At 66.0% G+C, this 20,503-nt stretch carries 18 protein-coding genes and 1 tRNA gene; 12 read left to right on the plus strand and 7 right to left on the minus strand.

The genetic code is table 11. From position 1 onward, the window contains the following. Both ACLHHB_RS08355 and ACLHHB_RS08360 read right to left on the minus strand, forming a co-directional pair. Positions 1-74: transfer RNA gene (locus ACLHHB_RS08355), tRNA-Gly, on the minus strand. A 48-nt stretch (positions 75-122) separates the two neighbouring features. Beyond that, a complete protein-coding gene (locus ACLHHB_RS08360; RefSeq protein ID WP_410217814.1) occupies positions 123-575 on the minus strand; it encodes a nucleoside deaminase in 453 nt (150 codons plus the stop codon). A gap of 118 nt (positions 576-693) precedes the next feature. Here ACLHHB_RS08360 and ACLHHB_RS08365 point away from each other — a divergent pair, with 118 nt between their 5' ends. Then, positions 694-2,448, plus strand: a complete 1,755-nt coding sequence (locus ACLHHB_RS08365) for a pseudouridine synthase (RefSeq protein WP_410217815.1) — start codon at positions 694-696, stop codon at positions 2,446-2,448. A 63-nt stretch (positions 2,449-2,511) separates the two neighbouring features. Here ACLHHB_RS08365 and hemP read toward each other — a convergent pair whose 3' ends face one another. Both hemP and ACLHHB_RS08375 read right to left on the minus strand, forming a co-directional pair. Beyond that, entirely contained in the window at positions 2,512-2,688 is a 177-nt protein-coding gene (gene hemP, locus ACLHHB_RS08370; RefSeq protein WP_410217816.1) for a hemin uptake protein HemP, read from the minus strand. A 142-nt stretch (positions 2,689-2,830) separates the two neighbouring features. Next, positions 2,831-3,850 carry a zinc ABC transporter substrate-binding protein gene (locus ACLHHB_RS08375; protein WP_410217817.1) on the minus strand — a complete coding sequence of 340 codons (1,020 nt, stop codon included), beginning with the start codon at positions 3,848-3,850 and terminating at the stop codon, positions 2,831-2,833. A 104-nt stretch (positions 3,851-3,954) separates the two neighbouring features. Here ACLHHB_RS08375 and ACLHHB_RS08380 point away from each other — a divergent pair, with 104 nt between their 5' ends. From ACLHHB_RS08380 to ACLHHB_RS08395, 4 genes are all read left to right on the plus strand, one after another. Continuing rightward, positions 3,955-4,455: a Fur family transcriptional regulator gene (locus ACLHHB_RS08380; protein WP_410217818.1), complete on the plus strand. Its 501-nt coding sequence runs from the start codon at positions 3,955-3,957 to the stop codon at positions 4,453-4,455. Further along, positions 4,452-5,243 carry a metal ABC transporter ATP-binding protein gene (locus tag ACLHHB_RS08385; RefSeq protein WP_410217819.1) on the plus strand — a complete coding sequence of 264 codons (792 nt, stop codon included), beginning with the start codon at positions 4,452-4,454 and terminating at the stop codon, positions 5,241-5,243. Before ACLHHB_RS08380 ends, ACLHHB_RS08385 begins: the two co-directional genes overlap by 4 nt. A gap of 26 nt (positions 5,244-5,269) precedes the next feature. Beyond that, entirely contained in the window at positions 5,270-6,052 is a 783-nt protein-coding gene (locus tag ACLHHB_RS08390; RefSeq protein ID WP_410217820.1) for a metal ABC transporter permease, read from the plus strand. A 198-nt stretch (positions 6,053-6,250) separates the two neighbouring features. Then, positions 6,251-6,454 (plus strand): hypothetical protein, encoded by a 204-nt coding sequence (locus tag ACLHHB_RS08395; protein WP_410217821.1) that lies wholly within the window; start codon positions 6,251-6,253, stop codon positions 6,452-6,454. A 155-nt stretch (positions 6,455-6,609) separates the two neighbouring features. Here the strand turns inward: ACLHHB_RS08395 and ACLHHB_RS08400 are convergent, their stop codons facing one another. The 3 genes from ACLHHB_RS08400 to ACLHHB_RS08410 all read right to left on the minus strand — a co-directional run bounded on the left by ACLHHB_RS08400 (position 6,610) and on the right by ACLHHB_RS08410 (position 10,162). Continuing rightward, positions 6,610-7,266 (minus strand): YjbF family lipoprotein, encoded by a 657-nt coding sequence (locus tag ACLHHB_RS08400; RefSeq protein WP_410217822.1) that lies wholly within the window; start codon positions 7,264-7,266, stop codon positions 6,610-6,612. Further along, positions 7,263-9,449: a YjbH domain-containing protein gene (locus tag ACLHHB_RS08405; protein WP_410217823.1), complete on the minus strand. Its 2,187-nt coding sequence runs from the start codon at positions 9,447-9,449 to the stop codon at positions 7,263-7,265. Before ACLHHB_RS08405 ends, ACLHHB_RS08400 begins: the two co-directional genes overlap by 4 nt. Positions 9,450-9,574: 125 nt before the next feature. Continuing rightward, positions 9,575-10,162, minus strand: a complete 588-nt coding sequence (locus tag ACLHHB_RS08410; RefSeq protein WP_410217824.1) for a hypothetical protein — start codon at positions 10,160-10,162, stop codon at positions 9,575-9,577. 343 nt (positions 10,163-10,505) lie between these two features. Between ACLHHB_RS08410 and ACLHHB_RS08415 the strand changes: the two genes are divergently transcribed. The 7 genes from ACLHHB_RS08415 (at position 10,506) to trkA (ending at position 20,502) form a co-directional block, all read left to right on the plus strand. Then, positions 10,506-11,519, plus strand: a complete 1,014-nt coding sequence (locus tag ACLHHB_RS08415; RefSeq protein WP_410217825.1) for a sensor histidine kinase — start codon at positions 10,506-10,508, stop codon at positions 11,517-11,519. A 215-nt stretch (positions 11,520-11,734) separates the two neighbouring features. Beyond that, positions 11,735-12,739, plus strand: coding sequence for a tRNA dihydrouridine synthase DusB (gene dusB, locus ACLHHB_RS08420; RefSeq protein WP_410217826.1), 1,005 nt, complete (start codon positions 11,735-11,737; stop codon positions 12,737-12,739). Further along, entirely contained in the window at positions 12,736-13,848 is a 1,113-nt protein-coding gene (locus tag ACLHHB_RS08425) for a two-component system sensor histidine kinase NtrB (RefSeq protein ID WP_410217827.1), read from the plus strand. The genes dusB and ACLHHB_RS08425 overlap by 4 nt, the downstream gene beginning before the upstream one ends. Positions 13,849-13,859: 11 nt before the next feature. Next, entirely contained in the window at positions 13,860-15,323 is a 1,464-nt protein-coding gene (locus tag ACLHHB_RS08430; RefSeq protein WP_410217828.1) for a response regulator, read from the plus strand. Positions 15,324-15,396: 73 nt separating this feature from the next. Further along, complete coding sequence (locus ACLHHB_RS08435) at positions 15,397-17,658, plus strand: ATP-binding protein (RefSeq protein ID WP_410217829.1); 2,262 nt, start codon at positions 15,397-15,399, stop codon at positions 17,656-17,658. Next, positions 17,655-19,046 (plus strand): sigma-54-dependent transcriptional regulator, encoded by a 1,392-nt coding sequence (locus ACLHHB_RS08440; RefSeq protein WP_410217830.1) that lies wholly within the window; start codon positions 17,655-17,657, stop codon positions 19,044-19,046. The genes ACLHHB_RS08435 and ACLHHB_RS08440 overlap by 4 nt, the downstream gene beginning before the upstream one ends. 79 nt (positions 19,047-19,125) lie before the next feature. Beyond that, on the plus strand, positions 19,126-20,502 hold the full coding sequence (trkA, locus tag ACLHHB_RS08445) for a Trk system potassium transporter TrkA (protein ID WP_410217831.1): 1,377 nt from the start codon (positions 19,126-19,128) through the stop codon (positions 20,500-20,502). Position 20,503: the final 1 nt, after the last annotated feature.

Raw genomic sequence — 20,503 nt, forward strand, 5'->3', positions numbered from 1 at the left:
TGGAGCGGGTGATGGGAATCGAACCCACGTATTCAGCTTGGAAGGCTGCTGCTCTACCATTGAGCTACACCCGCGTCAGGGGTGGTATATTCCGACGCGCCGCCGGGTTCAAGCGCTGTCGGTCAACGTCGTGACGCAAAGAAGTCGCGCAAAAGGCGTTGTGCCTCGGCAGCGGCCAAGCCGTCATAGACTTGCGGACGATGATGGCATTGCGGATGATCGAACACCCGCGCACCATGTGCCACGCCCCCCATCCGCACATCCGCGGCCCCGTAATAAAGCCGCCCGATGCGGGCCGCCGAGATGGCGGCGGCGCACATCGGGCAAGGTTCCAGCGTGACCCACAGGTCGTGGCCGGGCAGCCGTTCCGACCCAAGCGCGGCGCAGGCGATGCGGATGGCCAGGATCTCGGCATGGGCGGTCGGGTCGCTCAGCTCCCGGGTGCGGTTGCCGGCGGCGGCCACGATTCGACCTGTGGGATCGGTGACCACCGCACCCACGGGCACCTCGCCGCGGCCCGCTGCGGCCTGCGCCTCGGCCAAGGCCTGCGCCATGTGGGACGTGAAGGGTCTCATGTCCTTGTTGTGACAAGCGGAGAAGGGGCGCGCAAGCCGGACAAAGAAACACTTTGCACAAGCAGGCCAAAGGCGTAGAACGCCTTCTTTGCCCCGCAGCGATGCGAAGGAGACGCGCATGACCGATGAACCCCACGACCGCAAGGCGCCCCAGGCCGCCCCCCGCACCGAAGCCGACCGCATCGCCAAGGTGATGGCTCGCGCCGGTGTCGCCTCGCGCCGCGAAGCCGAGCGGATGATCATGGAAGGCCGCGTCAGCGTGAACGGCAAGAAGATCGACAGCCCCGCGCTGGACGTCCTGCCCACCGATCGAATCACCGTCGACGGCAAGAAGCTGGACGAACCGCAGGAAACGCGGCTGTGGCTGTATTACAAGCCGCTTGGGCTGGTCACATCCGAATCGGACGAAAAGGGCCGCCAGACGGTGTTCGACGCCCTGCCGCGCGAACTGCCGCGCGTGATGACCATCGGGCGTCTCGACCTCAACTCGGAAGGCTTGCTGCTGCTGACAAACGACGGCGATCTGAAGCGCCGGCTGGAGCTGCCCTCGACCGGTTGGCTGCGCCGCTATCGGGTGCGGGTGAACGGTACCCCGAGCGACATGACCTTCGACCCGCTGCGCCGGGGCGTGACCATCGAGGGCGAGGATTTCGCGCCGATGGAGATCAAGCTGGACAGCCAGCAGGGTGCGAACGCCTGGATCAGTGTCGGCATCCGCGAAGGCAAGAACCGCGAAATCCGTCGCGCCATGGCCCATATCGGCCTGCAGGTGAACCGGCTGATCCGCATCGGCTATGGTCCGTTCAAGCTGACGGGCATGGACAAGAACGAAGTGGTCGAGGTCAAGCGCAAGGTTCTGCGCGACCAGTTGGGCGGGTTGCTGACGGGCGAAGCCGAGGACAAGCCGCGCGAGATGCGGCCGCGTGGCGCAGAAGGTCCCCGCAGCCGCGAAGGCAGGCCCGAGGCCGCTGCAGGCCGCTTTGCCGCCAAGCCCGGTGCGCGAGGCTTTGGCGACCGTCCCGCGCGCGCGCGGGATGACGAGCGCCCTGATCGTCCCGCCCGCAGCTGGGGCGCACGCAGCAGCGAAGATGAGGGCGCCAGGCCCCGCTTTTCCGGCAAGCCCGGAGAGCCGCGCGGCAGCTTTGGCGACCGGCCGCGTCCGTCCGGAGACAAGCCGCGGCCTGTCGGTGACAAGCCGCGCTGGAAATCCACGGGCGGTGCCGAGGGGCGCAGGCCCGCGTCAACGGACGACGCCCGTCCGGCGCGTTTTTCCGGCAAGCCCGGAGAGGCCCGCAAACCTTATGGACAGTCTCGGGGCGAGGGGGGCGATGGTGCGCGCAAGCCTTATGGCAAGCCGCGCGGTGACGCACCGGATGGGGCGCGCGGCGGGTTCGGCAAGCCACGCGCCGATGCACCCGACGGGGCACGCAAGCCGTACGGAAAACCGCGCGGCGATGCACCTGAGGGTGCACGGCGCAGCGCTGCTCCGGATGGCGCGCGAGGAGCCTTTGGCAAACCGCGAGGCGACGCGCCTGAAGGTGCGCGCAAGCCTTATGGCAAACCACGCGGTGATGCACCGGATGGGGCGCGCGGCGGGTTCGGCAAGCCGCGCGGCGATGCTCCCGACGGTGCGCGCAAACCGTTCGGCAAACCGCGTGGTGATGCACCGGGCGGACGCAAGCCTTACGACAAACCGCGTCCGGAAGGTTCGGAAGGGCGCAAGCCTTTTGGCGGCCCGCGTGGCGAAGGAGGCAAGTTCCAGGGAAAGCCTCGCTCGGGTCCCGGCGGCAAGGCTCCGGGCGGGCCGCGGACGGATCGTCCTACGGGCGGCTTCAAGCCCGGCGGGCGGCCCGGAGGCAAGCCGCGCGGCTGAACGCGACGTGAAGACTGCATGGAAAGGGCCGGACGATTGTCCGGCCTTTCTCATGCAAGGGGATCATTTGGTCAGGATCAGCTTGCCTGCACGGGTGATGCGCAGCTGATAGACCTGTTCATCCAACACGATCAGCGCCTGGTTTCCGCCGGCGGTCAACTGGGTTGCGTCATGCTGCGGCAGCCGGGCCAGAAGAGAGGTTCCGGGACGGGTGAAGTCGGAAGGGCGCGTAGCGGTCATGGTCAGCCTCATTGGGATGGCACAGGTGATGCCTTAAAGCTGACAAATTCATTCAGGCTTGTCAAAGTAAAAGAGTCGGAATTGATTGTTCTTGATGACACAGGTGGTTGCCGGCAACCTTTTGTGCTGCCGGCTTGAACAATTACTTTTCGAAGCAGCCGATCAGTGCGTCGGCCATGCTGGTCAGGACAGTATCGTATTGTCCCGCGCCTGCCTCGATCTCCCCACCTTCCGGGCTGAGGGAGGCACCGAAGCGAAGGCTGCTGCCTTCGGCCACGGTGTCCAGCAATGCCGGATCATGGGCGACTTCGGGAAAGGCGCAGAGGGCGCCCGAGGCGGTAATGTCCCGCCTCACCGCTTCGATTCGCGCTGCCGAAGGTGTTGAAGCGTCCCCGATGGCCACAGGCACCGCCGGCTGCAGCCCGAAATGTTCGGTAAAGTAGCCGTAAGCGTCATGAAAAACGGCAAACCGCTGGTCCGCATGCGGTGCCAGACGCTGGGTCAGCGTTTCGTCAAGCGCCGCAATGCGCTCGGCCGTGGCCGCGGCATTGGTGCGATAGGTTTCCGCGTTGTCAGGATCCTGTTCCGACAGCGCGGCAGCAATGGCGTCCAGCCAAAGAATTGCATTGTCCGGGTCTAGCCAGGCATGGGGATCGGTGCCGCTGTGGGTATGGCCCTCTTCGGCGTGGTCGTGACCCTCATGGTCATGGTCATGGTCATGGTCATGGTCGTGGCTGGCGGCGTGATCATGGGCGTGGTCGCCGGCATGGCCGTGATCATGATGGTCCTCATGTCCATGATGATCGTCGTGACCCGCTTCACCGGTACCGTAACCGCGCAGATGAGTGCCCTCGGCCTGCAGCAAGCGGAGTTGCGCCGCCTCACCCAGGTTTCCGGCGGCGCGGTCCAGCCAGGGCGTCAGTTCGGGTCCGACCCACACCACGAGGTCCGCCGCCTGCAGGGCCTGCGCGTCGGAAGGCCGCATCTGATAGTGATGGGCGCTGGCACCGCGTGGCAGCAGCACCCGAACCTCGCCCAGATCTCCCATCACGTCCTGTACCAGCGCGCCCGTCGGCACCAGGTCCGCGACAACGGCGGGTACGGCAAGGGCAGGGGCGGCAGCCAGCGTCAGAAGGGCGGCAACGGATGCAGTGCAACGCATCGTGATCTCCTTGGGGGTTTGTTGCGATGCGGGGGTTCTCTGTGTTACAGGATAACAAGTCAACCCGATTGTGATATTGTAACGCCAGTGCCCGAAAGGCCATCGTGAACCCGACCGATGATGCAATTGCCGCGGCCTTTGCGCCGCATGATCACCTCCAATGCGCGCACCGCGTGCTGGACGAGGCCGCCGAGCGTCTGGCCAGCCAAGGGGCGCGCCTGACCCCTGTTCGCCGCCGCACGCTGGAAATCCTGCTGGAAAGCCATCGTGCCATGGGCGCCTACGAGGTGCTGGACCGGTTGGCGGCGGAGGGTTTCGGCCGCCAGCCTCCGGTGGCCTATCGGGCACTGGAGTTCCTGGTCAGCCATGGCCTTGCCCACCGCCTGCAGCGGCTGAATGCCTTTGCGGCCTGCCTGCATCCCGGCCATGACCATCATCCCGCCTTCCTGATCTGCCGCAACTGCGACAAGGTTGCAGAGGCCGCCGCTGGTCCCGTCCGAGAGGCCCTGTCCGCCGTGGCCCTTCAGGGAGGTTTCCGGGTGGAGCGTGTGACGATCGAAGCCCTCGGCCTTTGCGCCACCTGCGCTGCCGAAGGTGCCGAATGACCGCCCTGATCCAGGCCCAGTCGCTGACCATCCATCGTCCCGGCACAACCGAGCCGGTGCTGGCACAGGTGGACTTCCGGATCAGGCCCCGGGAAATCGTGACGGTGGTCGGACCGAACGGGTCAGGCAAGTCGTCCCTGATCCGGGCGTTGCTGGGGCAGATGGCGCTGGCCGCAGGATCCGTCAGCCGCAAGAGCGGGCTGCGCATCGGCTATGTTCCCCAGCGGGTCCAACTGGACACCGCCATTCCGATGACGGTGCGCCGCTTTCTGTCGCTGCCGACCCGTGTAACGGATGCCGAAGCCCGCGCCGTGCTGGAGCGGACGGGCGTGCCGGGGCTCGAGGCACGGCAGCTGACCCAGCTGTCTGGCGGTCAGTTCCAGCGCGTCCTGCTGGCGCGGGCCTTGTTGCGCGACCCGCATCTGCTGGTGCTGGACGAGCCGACGCAAGGGTTGGACCAGCCGGGAATCGTCGCCTTCTACAAGCTGATCGAGGAGGTGCGGAACCAGACGGGTGCCGCCATCCTGCTGGTCAGCCATGACCTGCTGGTGGTCATGCGGTCGTCGGACCGGGTGATCTGCCTGAACGGGCATGTCTGCTGCGAGGGCACACCCCAGCACGTCAGCAACGCCCCCGAATACCTGGCGCTGTTCGGCGCAGAGGCCGAAGGCACGCTGGCGCTCTATCGCCACCGCCATGACCACGATCACGATCATGCCGCGGTCCATGACCATGGGCCGGGATGCGGCCATGATCATTCCCATGACAATCAGGCGCTCTTGCGCTGAGGCGCGGCATTTGACGGAACAACGCAATGCTTGATGATTTCTTCGCGCGCGCCGTCCTGGCCGGACTGGGTCTTGCGCTGGTAGCAGGGCCTTTGGGCAGCTTCGTCGTCTGGAGGCGCATGGCCTATTTCGGGGACTCCACCGCCCATGCGGCAATTCTGGGCGTCGCGCTGGCCCTGGCCTTCGACATCTCGATCTATGCCGGCACGCTGGCGGTGGCCATGATGATGGCCTGTCTGGTGTCGGCGCTGGTGGCGCGGGGGCAGTCGATGGACACGATGCTGGGCGTGCTGTCCCATTCCGCGCTGGCCTTCGGACTGGTGGCGATCAGCTTTGTCCCATCGGCACGGTCGGACCTGAGCAGCTATCTGTTTGGCGATATCCTGGCGGTTGGAAAGTCCGACCTGATGCTGATCTGGGGCGGTGCCGCGCTGGTGCTGGGCCTGCTGATCCTGCGCTGGCAGCGTCTGGTGACCTCCAGCCTGAACGAGGAACTGGCCATGGCGGCGGGCATTGACCCGCGGGTCGAGCGGCTGGTCCTGTCACTGGCGCTGGCCATTGTCGTGGCGCTCTCGATTCGAGTGGTGGGTTCGTTGCTGATTTCGGCAATGCTGATCGTGCCTGCCGCCGCCGCACGCGGTTGGGCCCGCACACCCGAGCGGATGGCCGCCGTTGCCGCCCTGATCGCGGGCGGGTCCGTGCTGGCGGGGCTGTGGGCCAGCCTGCATCTGGATACGCCCGCAGGTCCCTCGATCGTGACCGCCGCCGCCGCTTTTTTCATCCTGTCCCAAGGGTTTCGAAGGGCTTAGTGCCAAATTGCCACAGATTTTCCGGGGGTTCGCAAGACGTGGAACGAAGCGCTTCGAAGTGTGTTGGCCAATATGCAACAGTGCGCCCAACCCCACCGAGGATTTGCTCCAATGCAGCTTTTCAACCGAATGGGTTTGTGTAACTGTCGCAGCGATGTTGTCGGAAACGGCAGCTTTCAATCGAAACGGAGCATGATCATGACCAAATTCGCTACTTTCGCTGCCGCTCTCGGCCTGACCGCCACTTCGGCTCTGGCCGGTGGCTATGTCGCCCCCGTCGTCGAAGTTGAGCCGGTTGTCGTTGAAGAACGTCCTGCCTCGACCAACGCTGGCCTGGTTGTTCCGGCGCTGCTGCTGCTGGGCGTCATCGCCGCCGTCGCTTCGGACGACGACGACAGCTGATATCGAAGCGGATCGCTTTCACGGTCCGTTTCTCAAAGGGCTGACCTCGGGTCGGCCCTTTTCGTATTTCTGCTTGTGGTTGTTTGTTCCGTTTCTTTGACGACATGAAAAAACCGGCTCAAAAGGCTGGTTTTTTCATGCGATGAGGGGCGCGATCACGGTCGCAGCGTCTGGATCGTGACATAGCCCAGGCCGGGTCCGACCCATTGGCGTGACACCGGGATCTGGCCGTTCTGAACCAGATAATTGTTCTGGAAGGTCACGCCATGCCCGTCACAGCTTTCAATGATGACGCCGGGATTGGGGCCGGGTGACGTGCGGCAGGCGAACTGAAGCGGCCGCTCCAACGCATCGCCGCCCAGATAGCGCATGATCCTAGTTCCCTGACCCGAGCGTCCCGCACGGATCAGCGCCTCGGTGCCCGGCTCGGCCACGGACAGGTCCGAACCCAGACCCCGCGTACCCACCAGCATTCCGTCCCGCAGGATGACCGCCTCTTCCGCGGGGGTCATGTAGGTCCGCATGGCGCCGTTCTGGCCAGTCATCGCCATGATCGGGCTGCGACCCAGGCTTTCGAAGCCGACCTGGATCAGCGGGCCGGAATTGACGCGCAGTGCCTCGGCCGCGGTCTCTTGCGGGCTGCGGGCGGGGGCAGGTGCCTCCGGCGCCCGACGGGCCGCCACGATCCCGCCCGCGGTCTGTGCCAGGACACCCAGCGGACCTGAGCCGCCTTCGTCACTTGAATTGTTGCTGCAGGCCGTCAGCCCGGTCATGGCCGCTACGGCCAGCATCGCCTTCACGCTGCATGTCATCGCCAGAACTTCCCCCAACCTTCATACAGATCAACTGTCTGACTGTCGCGTACGCGGTCATACAGCCTGCCGTTCACGTTCAGCTGCGCACCGCCGTCGCGCGAAAGCGACCGGAGGTTTGTCGACACCCGCTCACGCGAAGCCTGGCCCGTGGCCCAACCCAAGGGGATCGACAAGGTGATGCCCTTGTCGAAGCTGCCTTCGCCGAATTCCTCGGCCGACAGATCCGTCTTGGTCGCATAAGCGCCGACACGCCAGCCATTGGCGAATTCGCGGGCCAGGGCCACCGTCGCGCCGACGTCGCCTGCCAGGTACTTGCCGACATTCAGCTGTGCCGTGAAGCCTTCGGTGAACTCGTAATAAGCCGATACATGGCCCATCGTGACTTCGTAGTCGCGGAAGTCGAACAGCTGGTCGAAATCGCGCTTGCGAACGTGGTTCACCTCGGCCCCGAAGGCCAGTTGCGAATTTGCAGGTTTCCACAGGACCTCGGTCGAGACCCCGCCATAGGCGCGCTCCAGCAGGCCGGTCGTCACGCGGGTATAAACCGTGGGGGTAGGCTTGGCATACCACGCAAGGGTCAGCTCGGGGATCACCGGGCTGGAATTGCCCGTGTACATGCGCGTGTCCGAACGCACCCGCGGCACGCCCTCCGGCGTGGTTTCCAGGGCCGGGTCGGCCTCGTATTCCTCGGGCGTGTAGTATTCGCCGCGTTCGCCGGGGATCCCGGGGCCGCGCTGGCCGATATCGCCAAAAGCGCGCTGGCGCAGGGCGCCGGTGGCCACCAGGCCGGGCATGATCTCGTAACTGGCACGAGCCTCGGCACCGACTTCGTGGGTCAGCCCGTCCTCGGCGCTGAAGATGCCCAGGTCCAGATAGGGCTTCACCGACCAGCGGAAGCGTGGATAGATGCCGTCGGTCCGAACCAGGCCCGGTGCAGCGGCAGGGGCATCGGTCAAGGCCGAGGCTGCGGCGATCCGCCCGGCCTCGGTGTTTTCCAGCCGCTCGATGTCGGAACGGCGCAGTGTCACCGACGAGGTTGGCATCCCGTCCGTCGTCGACGTGATCACGAAGGTTTCGACCGAAGGGGGCAGGGCGCGGGTCATCAGGCGTGCCGTGCGCCCGATCGCCTCGGCCTGGTTGATATAGCGCTGGTTGCGCAGCCGCACCTCGGCGCGCTTGGCAGACAGTGCCATCGACTCCAGCCGCTGGCCTTCCTTGGCCATGGCATCGGCCAAGGCCTTCTGGATGGCGGGCTGGGCGGTGGGGTCCTGCGACCAGACGCCGGACCAGCCTTCCGGATCAGCGGCAGGCGACGGGCGGGGACGCACCGGTGCCGGAGCCTTTTCCAGTCCCGAAGGATAGGTGGCGTCGCGCGGGTTCAGCGCGATGGTCACCTGCGCGCCGATCGTCTCGCCGCCGATCGTATAGATCCCGGCCTCATAGTTGCGGCCCAAGCGATAGTTGGCGGCTAGGTTGACCTTGCTGCCCGGCTCGTCCCCCTGCTGGTATTCGTTGCCGTCGCTATAGCGGGCATAATACCGGTCATGGGAATATTCGGCGATCAGGTTCAGCTTGTCGTTCACCTGCCAGCTGACCGAAGCGAAGGGTTTGGCACCGCCCCGGAACCACTGGTCCACGTTCGGCGTGCCGCCCTGATCCTCGACATCGATCACCCGAGGCTTGCCAGCCAGAACGCCCCAGCCCAGACCGGCAGAAACGCGCACCGAAGGGGTCACTGATTTGGTCGCCACGACATATTCGCCCGAATACACGCCTGTGCCGAGGAAGTCCTGCAAGCCCACCGCGACGGCAGGGCGCCAGCCTTCCTCGCCCAGGACCTGATAGCGCAGGTCCAGTGAGCGGTCGGAAATGAAACCTTCGTCCCGGTAATCGTTGATGCCGTCGACGCGGGCATAGCGCAGCACACCCGTCAGCCCCGGCAACGCTTGGAAGAAGATGTTGCCCCGGCGCGCGTAATCCGACCACGAGAGGGTCGCGCCCAAGGTGCCGTCCGCCAATGTTTCGGCTGTCGGTGTGTCGATCCCGCCCGGCAGGCCATAGGTCGACATGTTCCGACCCAGAAGCGGGTCTGCGACGGCAGTCCCGGAAACCGAGCCCAGCACAAGAGCCGCGGGCAGGGTGGTGGCCATCAGGTGGCGGATCAGGCGCGGGCGGCGCATCGGCGGGCTTCCTTTCGGCAGGCGGTCAGCCGGGGGCGGGATTGTCCCGGAGGGGCGTGAAACGGAATTGGCAGTCTTTGCGGCACGGATCGACACACGAAGTCGTGACCGTGCCGAAAGGGGTGTCAGCCTGCCGGCGCAGGCGCCTCCGCGGCAGCCGTGGCCGGGGCAGGCTGGGGCGTTGCTTGGGCAGGGGAGGCGCAGCCGGCAATGGTCTGCCCGGTGACGGTAAGGCGCGCAGTCAGGGGCTGGCGCTTGCGGATACCGCTGTCACGGCATCGTTCGGCGCGCATGTTGACCACGAAGGGTCTTCCTTCCAGGACGCCGATATATTCCACACCCTTGTCGAACAACAGCCGGTTGACCTGAATCTGGCGGCCTGTCTGATCCTCGGCCGTGCGATAGGTGGCGGTGTTGCCGCTGATCTCGACACTCCAGGCCGGCTCGTTGCCGCCCGCGACAAAGGCGGTGCTGTTGTAGGTCAGCGGCTCGACCGTGGGGATCGGGCGCGCAGCGGCGGCGCCCGTCTCGATCGGCTGTTCCAGGGGTGACACGGCAGGGGGCCGCGGTCCTGCGGGCACCTCGGGTTCAGCCTCGGCACGGTCGATGCCGATGTTGCGGCGCAGGTCGGTCACGGCCTCGCTGTCGCAGGCGGCAAGGGGCAGGGTCAGAAGCGCAAGCAGCGCAAGGCGCGGGGACGGACGCGGAAACATGGGGCTTTGGCCTTCTTGTGCGGTCGATATCACTGTCTTCCAAAGCGTTACCAATCACCACGCCTCCGGGCAAGGACCAGCCGGTCCGACACCTTCTTTCGGGCAGAAGGCTGCCGTTCAGAGCATGATCGGCAGGAAAGGTCGGCGGCCGACAGAATTGATAAAGGTTCACATTTTTCGGCCCGCTCGGAGTGTCGGCTTTTTTACATTGAAATTTTCCTGAAAGGTCTAAATGATCAGCGCTCAATGCCAGCCAAACACGTGGACCATGATCACTGCTCGCCCGGGCCCTCGCTCTGATGTGACTGACGACCCGGCACGGTTTTCGTGGGACGATGGACCCATGGCCCGGGCCATCGCCCGCTTCGATTGGAGCACGACCTCCCTGGGGCCGATCGACAACTGGTCACTGTCCCTGATGACGGCCGTCCGGATCATGCTGGGCCAGCGACACGCGTCCTGCATGTTCTGGAACGACGATCTGGTCATGCTTTACAACGACGCTTATGCGCCCGTCCTAGGACGCAAGGAGGCGCGTGCCTTGGGACAGCCTTTTCGCCGGATCTGGGCGGATGTTTGGGACGATGTAAAGCCGCTGGTGGATCAGACGCTGACCGGGCACGGCACTTTTTCCGAAGAAATGCGGCTGGTCATGACCCGCAACGGCTTCGAGGAAGAGACCTTCTGGACCTTCAGCTACAGCCCGCTTTACGACGACAATGGGACAGTGCGCGGGCTGATCAACATCACGGTCGATGTCACGGACACGGTCAAGGCGCGCCGCAACCAGCAGATCATGCAGGAAGAACTGCTGCACCGTATCAAGAACATCCTGTCGGTCACATCGACGGTCGTGTCTTCCAGCCTGCGCAACTCGACCACGATCCAGGAAGCGCGCGACAGCGTGGGCGCCCGGATCATGGCGCTGGCGCGGGCGCAGGGCCTTTTCACGGGTCTGGGCGACAGCGCCGACATCACCGAGGTCACGGCGCGCGCCATCGGGGCCCATCTGGACGGGAGCGAGCGGATCCGCATGTCCGGCCCTTCGGTTCCGCTCAGTTCGCAGCAGGCGGTTGGCCTGTCGCTGGCCTTGTACGAACTGGCGACGAACGCCGCGAAATACGGCGCGCTTGCCTCGCCGCAGGGGGCGGTTCATCTCAGCTGGTCCGTGTCGGGGGACAACTTTGCGCTGGACTGGCAGGAAACGGGCGGCGCGCCCGTCCAGCCCCCACTGCGCGAAGGATTTGGCTCGCGCCTGGTCAACATGATCGTCCCGGCCTATTTCGATGGCGAAGGATCGGCAAATCACCATGCCGATGGCCTGTGCTATCGGCTGCGCGGCCGCCTGACCCCCTGAGAATTTGCCTGTCGACTCAACCTCTGGTGCGGCCCTTGCGGCGCATTCCCGAGTTGTGATCGTTGAAGGTCCTGCGTGCATCCGGCACGATTGTTGCCTAAATATATTGCAATATGCCTTTTGGGCAGGCAACCGGGACGCGCCTGTCAAACAGGCAGGTCCATGACTGCCTGCCTGTCTTGCGGGCGGCCGGGGCCAAGGTGAAGGAACATGATATGCAATTGCCCGAACCGATCCTGCTTGGTGACATGCCCCTTGGTCCGCCGGTGTTTCTGGCGCCCATGGCGGGGATCACAGACGTACCCTTCAGGCGGGCCGTGGCACGTTTCGGCGCAGGGCTGATGGTCAGCGAAATGGTCGCCTCGACCGAGATGGTGACGCCAAAACCCTCGACCCGGGCAGCAGTGCGCGCCAAGGCGCTGATCGAAGGCGCGCTGCCGGTCAGTGTGCAGATCGCGGGTCGCGAGGCGGCACCCATGGCCGAAACCGCCCGGATCGTCCAAGACATGGGCGCGCGCGTCATCGACATCAACATGGGTTGCCCAGCCAAGAAGGTCACCGGCGGCCTGTCGGGCGCGGCGCTGATGCGCGATCTGGATCATGCCCTGTCGCTGATCGACGCGGTCGTGGGGGCCGTCGATCTGCCTGTCACGCTGAAGATGCGCCTGGGTTGGGACGAGGCCTGCCTGAACGCCGCCGATCTGGCGGGACGGGCCCGCGACGCCGGGGTGGCGATGCTGACGGTGCACGGCCGGACGCGGGCGCAGTTCTACAAGGGGCAGGCCGACTGGCAGGCAATCCGCAGCGTCGCGAACCTGCCCGCGCGGCCGCCTCTGGTGGCCAACGGCGATGTGGTGGACGCGAACAGCGCACGGGCGGCGCTGGCCGCATCGGGCGCCGAGGCGGTCATGGTGGGCCGCGGCGCGCAGGGCCGGCCCTGGGTGCTGGCGCAGATTGCCCATGAACTGTGGGACTGCACCCCGCCGCAGGTTCCGCAGGGCGCTGCCTTGGCCGACCTGATCGAGGCGCATTACGAGGACATGCTGGAGTTTTACGGCAGGGAACTGGGCCTTCGCGTCGCGCGAAAGCATCTGGGCTGGTATGCGGACGCCAATGCCGCTCCCCTGCGCGACCAACTGCTGCGGGCGGAAAGTCCGGCCGCGACCGTGGCCCTGATTCGTCAGGCCTTTGCCGCTGCACCCGGAGAGGCCGCCGCATGAGTTGTGCCCGCCCTTCGGGATTTCGCGCGGCCCGGCCCGGTCCGGGATGGGAGGCCCTGCCTCTGCCCGCGCTGATCCTGGATGACCGGGGGCGGGTCGCCGCGATGAACGACGCGGCCGAGGTTTGGCTGAACATGTCGCGCAACTCGCTTCTGGGCCGCACGCTGGAGGAAGAGGACATGGCCGCCCGCCTGCGCATCCTGCCCAGCCTGCAGCCGCTGATCGAGCGGGTGCAGACCGCCGACGAGGCGCTGTACCAGACCGCCATCAGCTTCGAGATCGGGGACCGCGCCGGCGGCCATCAGGCGCGGCGGGCGGCGGTTCATGCGGGGCCTGCGACGGGAACGGGCGGGGCGGTCGGCATCATGATCGTCCCGGCCGAGGATGATGGCCGCCAGACCCGCAACGTGCGCAGCGCCGCCCGCAGCGCCATCGGCATGGCAGAGATGCTGGCGCACGAGATCAAGAACCCTCTGGCCGGCATTCGCGGCGCGGCGCAGCTGATGGCAATGAACGCCACCCCTGAGGACCGCGAGATGGCCGAGATGATCGTCAGCGAATCCCGCCGCATCGTGGCGCTGCTGGATCAGGTCGAACGATTCGGCGACACCTCGGCCCCCCGGCTGGCCGGCCTGAACGTGCATGACGTGCTGGAGCAGGTGCGCCGGTCGGCCATGGTGGGTTTTGCATGCGACGTGGCAATCGTCACCGATTACGACCCGTCGCTGCCTCCGGCGCTGGCCGATGCCGACCAGCTGATGCAGGTCTGCCTGAACCTGGTCAAGAACGCGGCCGAGGCACTGGCGGGCAAGGCGGGTGGCATGATCCGGCTGCGCAGCTTTTATGACCACACCCTGCGCCTGCCGCCCGATGCAACGGACCCGACCGGCCGCGCGCTGCCCCTGCAGATCGAGATCGAGGACAACGGCCCCGGGTTTCCCCCCACCATTGCCGACCAGGTCTTCGAGCCCTTCGTGTCCGGGCGCGAGAACGGCACCGGGCTTGGCCTGGCGCTTGTCAGCAAGATCATCACCGACCACGGCGCGCTGATCCGCGTGGACAGCCGCCCCGGCCGCACCGTGTTTCGCATCTCCCTGCCCAAGGCATAAGGACCCACACCATGGACGGAACCGTTCTGATCGCCGATGACGACCGCACCATTCGCACGGTGCTGACGCAGGCGCTGACACGCGCGGGGTGCCGCGTCCATGCCACGGGCAGTCTGGCGCAGTTGTCGAAATGGATCGAGGAAGGGCGTGGCGACTTGGTCATCACCGACGTGATGATGCCCGACGGCAACGGCATCGACCGCATCCCGGCGATCCGCGAGGCCCGGCCCGACCTGCCGGTGATCGTCATTTCCGCCCAGAACACCATCGTGACGGCCATCCGCGCGACCGAGGCCGAGGCCTTCGAATACCTGCCCAAGCCCTTTGATCTGCCCGACCTGATGAGCAAGGCAGGCCAGGCCCTGTCACGGCGCCCGCGCAAGTCCGATCCCCTGCCAGACCCGCTGCCCGGCCCGCGCGAGGCGGCCGACCCTGCCATGCCGCTGATCGGTCACGCAGCCTCCATGCAGGCGCTGTTCCGCATGGTCGCCCGTGTCCTGAACGCCGACCTGCCGGTGATCATCGCGGGCGAAGCCGGGGTGGGCAAGACCACCATTGCGCGCAGCTTTCACGACCTGTCGGACCGCCGCGTCCGGGGGCTGGCCATCCTCACCTCGTCCGATGCCAGCGAGGATGCGATTTCGCGGGCCGCCGACAAGGCGCGGGGCGGCACGATCGTGATCGAGAACCCCGCGGGGTTCGATCCTGCCGCTCAGGCGCGGCTGATCGGGCTGATCGAAACGATGGAGTCCGGTCCCGACCGCGCGCAGGCACCGCGCGTCGTGGCGACCACAGGCTCCGATCCGCAGGGGGACGTGGCGGCGGGGCGGCTGCGCTCCGATCTTTATTACCGCCTGGCGGGGGTCACGGTCAGCGTGCCGCCCTTGCGCGCCCGGGTCGATGACATCCTGCCGCTGGCGGCCCATCTGCTGGCGCGTGCCGCCGTGCAGGGCCTGCCCGAGCGCATGCTGTCGGAGGACGCGGCCGCCATGCTGCGCGTCCACTCCTTTCCGGGCAATGTGCGCGAACTTGAAAACATGATGCGCCGTCTGGCGCTGACGGCCAGCGGTCCCGCCATCAGCGCGACCGAGATGCGCGAAGCGCTGTCCCAGCAGAGCGGCGGCCGCGTCCCGGGGCCCGTGGTTGTCAGCACACCGGCGGCCGACAGCCGACACGAGGTCCGGGCCGAACCTGCGACGCTGGCCATCCTGCCGTCGTCCCATTCGCGCCTGTCCGATTCGGTCGAGGCGCATCTGCAGCGTTATTTCGACCTTCACGGAGATGCGCTGCCGCCTCCGGGCCTTTATGACCGCATCCTGCGCGAGATCGAGCGCCCGCTGCTGCAGGTCGCCCTGGATGCGACAGGCGGCAATCAGCTGCGTTGCGCCGATCTGCTGGGCATCAACCGCAATACGTTGCGCAAGAAACTGACCGATCTGAATATCGAGGTGACACGCCGCCGCAAGCTGATGTAAAACCGCCACAGGGGGCAGCGCGAAGGACACGCGTCGGCCGCAGCAAAGCCGCGAAAGACGGCAAGTGGGGTTTATGGCAGGCCTGGCAACAGGGCTCAGCTGGGACAGGCTGGCCCGCATCCGATTGCCGCGCGAATGGCGGGGGATCCTCGGCTGGGGAATGATGCTGGCGGGGCTGGCCCTGGCCGTGGTCACGCTGGCTGTTCTGGCGCCCATCGGTCGCGGCCTGCAGGGACATGTGCTGCGCCTGGTCCTGCTGGCGGACCTGACCTATCTGATCCTGTTGATCAGCTTCATCCTGGCCCGCATGGCGCGGCTGATATCGGACCGGCGGCGTGCGGCACCGGCTTCGCGGCTGCACGGACGCCTCGTGGCGATCTTTGGCGGGTTGGCGCTGGTGCCCACGGTGCTGGTCGCGCTGTTTGCCGGGCTTCTGGTCAATATCGGGCTGGAAGGCTGGTTCTCGGACCGGGTTCAGCAGGTGGTCACCACGTCGCAGGCGGCGGCCGAAGCGTATCAGGCCGAGCATCGCAGCGACCTGACCGAGGACGCGCGCGCCCTGGCGGGCGTCCTGACCCAGGCCGGCCGCGCCAATCCCCTGATCGAGGACGCCGAGATGCGCCAATTGCTGGCGCAAGGGCAGAGCCTGATCCAACGCGGCCTCCGAGAGGCTTATATCATCAACGGTGCCGGAGAGATCCGTGCCCGGGGTGAGCGGAGCTATCTGTTCTGGTACGAGGCACCCTCCAGCGATCAGTTGGACCGGGCGCAGACGGACGGCATCCTGCTGATCGAGGACTGGGACAACGACGAGTTCCGCGCCCTTGTTGCGCTGCCGCCGCTGGCCGATCGATATCTGTATGTCACACGCGATGTCGATGGCAGCCTGCTGGGGCTGGTCGACGACACGCGCGCGACGGCGGGCGATTATCGCCAGCTGGAGGCAATGCGCAGCCAGGTTCTGTTCGAGTTTTCGCTGGTTTATCTTGGGTTTGCGCTGCTGCTGGTGTCCGCTGCGATCTGGCTGGCGCTGTGGTTTGCGGGCCGCCTGTCGCGCCCCATCGGCATTCTGGCCCAAGCCAGCGAACAGGTGGGGCGGGGCAATCTCGACCTGCAGATCCCCGAGCCGCGCACGGGGGACGAGATCCAGACGCTGGGCCAAGCCTTCAACCGCATGACCCGACAGCTCAAGACGCAGCGCGAGGAATTGATCGAAAGCTATCGCGTCAGCGATGAACAGCGGCGGCTGTTCGACAACGTCCTGACCTCGGTCACGTCGGGCGTGATCGGACTGGACGCCGCCGGAGAGATCGATTTCGTCAACCGTTCGGCCAGTCGCCTCCTGGGGCTGGATGCCAAGGGGGATATCGATGCCCTCTTGTCCGAAATGGTGCCTGAATTTGCGGCCTTGTTCGAGCGGCTGTCCGCCTCGGTTGCTGAAACCGTGCAGGACGAGGTGCGCCTGATGCGCGAAGGACGGGTCGAAAGCCTGCTGGTCCGCATGGCGGTGCGGCGCGGCGCGGAGGGTGATCTGGAGGGCTACGTGGTGGCCTTTGACGACGTGACAGAACTGGTCAGCGCGCAGCGCATGGCCGCTTGGGGCGATGTGGCCCGCCGCGTCGCGCACGAGATCAAGAACCCCCTGACCCCCATCCAGCTGTCTGCCGAACGCCTGCGCCGCAAGTTCGGCCCTCTGACACCCGAAAGTGAACGCGCTGCACTGGAGCAGTACACGGACGTCATCATCCGCCAGACGAACGACCTGCGCCGCATCGTGGACGAGTTCAGCCGTTTTGCCCGCATGCCCGAGCCCGACCGTGCCGAAACGGATCTGGCCGCCCTGCTGCGCCAGGTCGTGCTGCTGCAACAGGATGCGCTGCACGGGGCTTTGCAGACGGATGTTCCGGACCAACCGGTGATCGTCGATTGCGATCCGGGCATGTTGCGCCAGGCGCTGACCAACCTTCTGAAGAACGCGGGCGAGGCGGTCGACGAGCGGCGCGGCGCGATGCCGGAGGATTGGACCCCTCGCATCAGCGTGACACTGGAAGCCCATCCCGAGGCGGTCTGCATCCGCATCATCGACAACGGGACCGGTCTGCCGGCCGACCGGTCCCGCCTGTTCGAACCCTATGTGACGCTGAAAAGCCAGGGCACGGGCCTGGGCCTGCCCATCGTCAAGAAGATCGTCGAGGAACATGGCGGCAGCCTGTCCCTGACCGATGCGCCCGAACCGCCGGGCGCCATGGCCGAGATCCGGCTGCCACGCGAGCGGCATCCGGTTCGGGCCCCCAAGACCAAAAGCAGACAAGAAAAAGACGAGGCGACACCATGAGCGACATTCTGATCGTCGATGACGAACGGGACATCCGGGAGCTGATCGCGGACATCCTGAAGGACGAAGGGTTCGAAACCCGTCTGGCTGCCAATTCCGACGAAGCCATGGGCGCGCTGAACGAGCGCGAGCCCTCGCTGATGATCCTCGACATCTGGCTGAAGGACAGCCGCATGGACGGGATCGACATCCTGAAGCAGGTCAAGCGCAACAACCCCGATGTGCCGGTCATCATCATCTCGGGGCATGGCAACATCGAGATCGCGGTCGCGGCCATCAAGCAGGGTGCCTATGACTTCATCGAAAAGCCCTTCAACATCGACCAGCTGATGGTGGTCATCAACCGTGCCATGGAAACCAGCCGGTTGCGCCGTGAAAACAGCACCCTGCGCCGGGGCGGCGACCGGGTGGCCGAGATGCTGGGCCATTCCGTGGCCTTCAAGCGGCTGCGCGACGGGCTGGACAAGGTGGCCAAGTCAAATGGCCGCGTGATGCTGGCGGGTGAACCCGGTACCGGTAAGGAAATGGCTGCCCGCTATATCCATGCCCATTCGCCGCGCGCCGGCGCCCCCTTTGTGACGGTCCCCTGCGCCACGATCGAACCCGAGCGCATGGAAGAGGTTCTGTTCGGCCGGGAAACGCCCGAAAGAGGGATCGAGCCGGGCTTGCTGGAGCAGGCGCATGGCGGCATCATCTATTTTGACGAGGTGGGCGACATGCCCATGGGCACCCAGCCCAAGATCCTGCGGGTCCTGACCGAACAACAGTTCGTGCGGGCCGGAGGTGCCGACAAGGTGCGGGTCGATCTGCGGGTCCTGTCCTCGACCAATCGAGACCTGATGGCGGAAATCGCCGCCGGCCGTTTCCGGCAAGAGCTTTATGACCGGCTGAATGTCGTTCCCATCGCCGTGCCCTCGCTGGCAGACCGGCGTGACGACATTGCGATCCTGGCGCGCCACTTCATCGAGCATTTCCACCGCACCCAAGGTCTGACCCCACGCGACCTGCCCGAGGAAACCGTAGCCGCCCTGCAGTCCATGCGCTGGCCCGGCAACATCCGCCAGTTGAGGAACGTGATCGAGCGCGTGCTGATCCTGGCCGAGGAAACCGGCGCGATCCAGCCTTCTGAGCTGGAGCCTCAGGGAGCCACCCCCGACAACAGTGACGCGCTGAGCCTCGGCCCCGCGGTCACCGCCATGGCCCTGCGAGAAGCGCGCGAGATGTTCGAACGCGAATACCTTGTGGCCCAGATCAACCGCTTTGGCGGCAACATCAGTCGCACGGCCCAGTTCGTGGGCATGGAACGCAGCGCGCTGCACCGCAAGCTCAAGTCGCTGGGTGTCGTCGGCGGCATGCGCAGCGACGACGAGATGGTGATGGGCAAATAGCGCCCTGCTTGCGTGTCCGCGCCTCGTGGCTTAGGCCAAGGAGGCGTCCCTGCAGGCGCGGACGGCAAGAGGGCTGTGGATGAAGATCATCATTTGCGGGGCTGGTCAGGTGGGGTGGCAGATCGCCCGCCACCTGTCCGGCGAGCGGAACGATGTCACCGTCATTGACAACAATCCTGAACTGATCCGCCGCGCCACCGATGCGCTCGACGTGCAGGGTGTCACCGGCTTTGCCAGCCATCCCGACGTTCTGGACCGCGCCGGCGCCCGCGATGCCGACCTGATTATCGCCGCGACCCATTCGGACGAGGTGAACATGGTCACCTGCCAGGTGGCCCATTCGGTGTTCCAGGTGCCGCGCAAGATCGCACGCCTGCGCAGCGGCGCCTATCTGGACGCCATCTACTCCGATCTGTACCGGACCGAACACCTGCCGATCGACGTGGTCATCAGCCCCGAGCGCGAGGTCGCGCTGGCGGCCTTGCAGCGTCTTTCGGCACCCTCGACCTTTGATGTCGAGACCTTCATGGACGGCAAGATCCAGCTGCTGGGCATCGATCTGGAGCCGGATTGCCCTGCGCTGAACACGCCGCTGCGGCAGCTGACGGAACTGTTTTCCAGCCTGCGGGCCATCGTGGCCGGCGTGCGCCGCGACGGGCGTTTATTCGCACCCGAGCCGGGCGACCAGTTGTTCGCACATGACCAGATCTATGTCTTCAGCCATGCCGATGACGTGGCCCGCACCTTGGATATCTTTGGCAAGCCGCCGCAAAAGCAGGAGCGTGTCGCCATCATCGGCGCCGGCAACGTGGGCCTGGCCGTGGCGCAGACGCTGGAGCGTCGCACCGAACGAATCCGCGCCAAGCTGATCGAGCGAGACCGGAGCCGCGCCGAATATGCCGCCGACCGGCTGGAGCGCACCATCGTGCTGAACGGCGACGGGCTGTCGGCCGAACTGCTGGACGAGGCCGGCGTGCCCCAGGCCGATGCGGTTCTTGCGGTGACCGATGACGACAAGACGAACATCCTGGCCTCCGTCCGCGCCAAGCAGGCGGGGGCCAAGATGGCCATCGCGCTGATCAACGATCCGACGCTGGTTCCGCTGATGGGGGCGCTGGACATCGATGCCTATATCAACCCCCGCTCGACCACCGTGTCCACGATCCTGCGCCACATCCGCCACGGGCGCGTGCGCGACATTTATTCCATCGGCGATGCCGAGGCCGAGGTGATGGAGGCGCAGGTCCTGTCGACCAGCCCCATGTCCGGCCGGGCGATCCGCGACATCGACTTTCCCGAAGGCGCGCTGCTGGGCGCGGTGCGCAAGGGCGACAAGGTGATCAAGCCCATGGCCGATACCCGGATCGAGGAAGGCGACATCGTGCTGATCTTTGCGCTGACCAAGGACGTGCCCAAGGTCGAGCGCCTGCTGCAGGTGTCGATCGATTTCTTCTGAG

This window comes from Paracoccus sp. (in: a-proteobacteria) (genome assembly GCF_046462195.1).
In the GTDB taxonomy this organism is placed as follows: Bacteria; Pseudomonadota; Alphaproteobacteria; order Rhodobacterales; family Rhodobacteraceae; genus Paracoccus.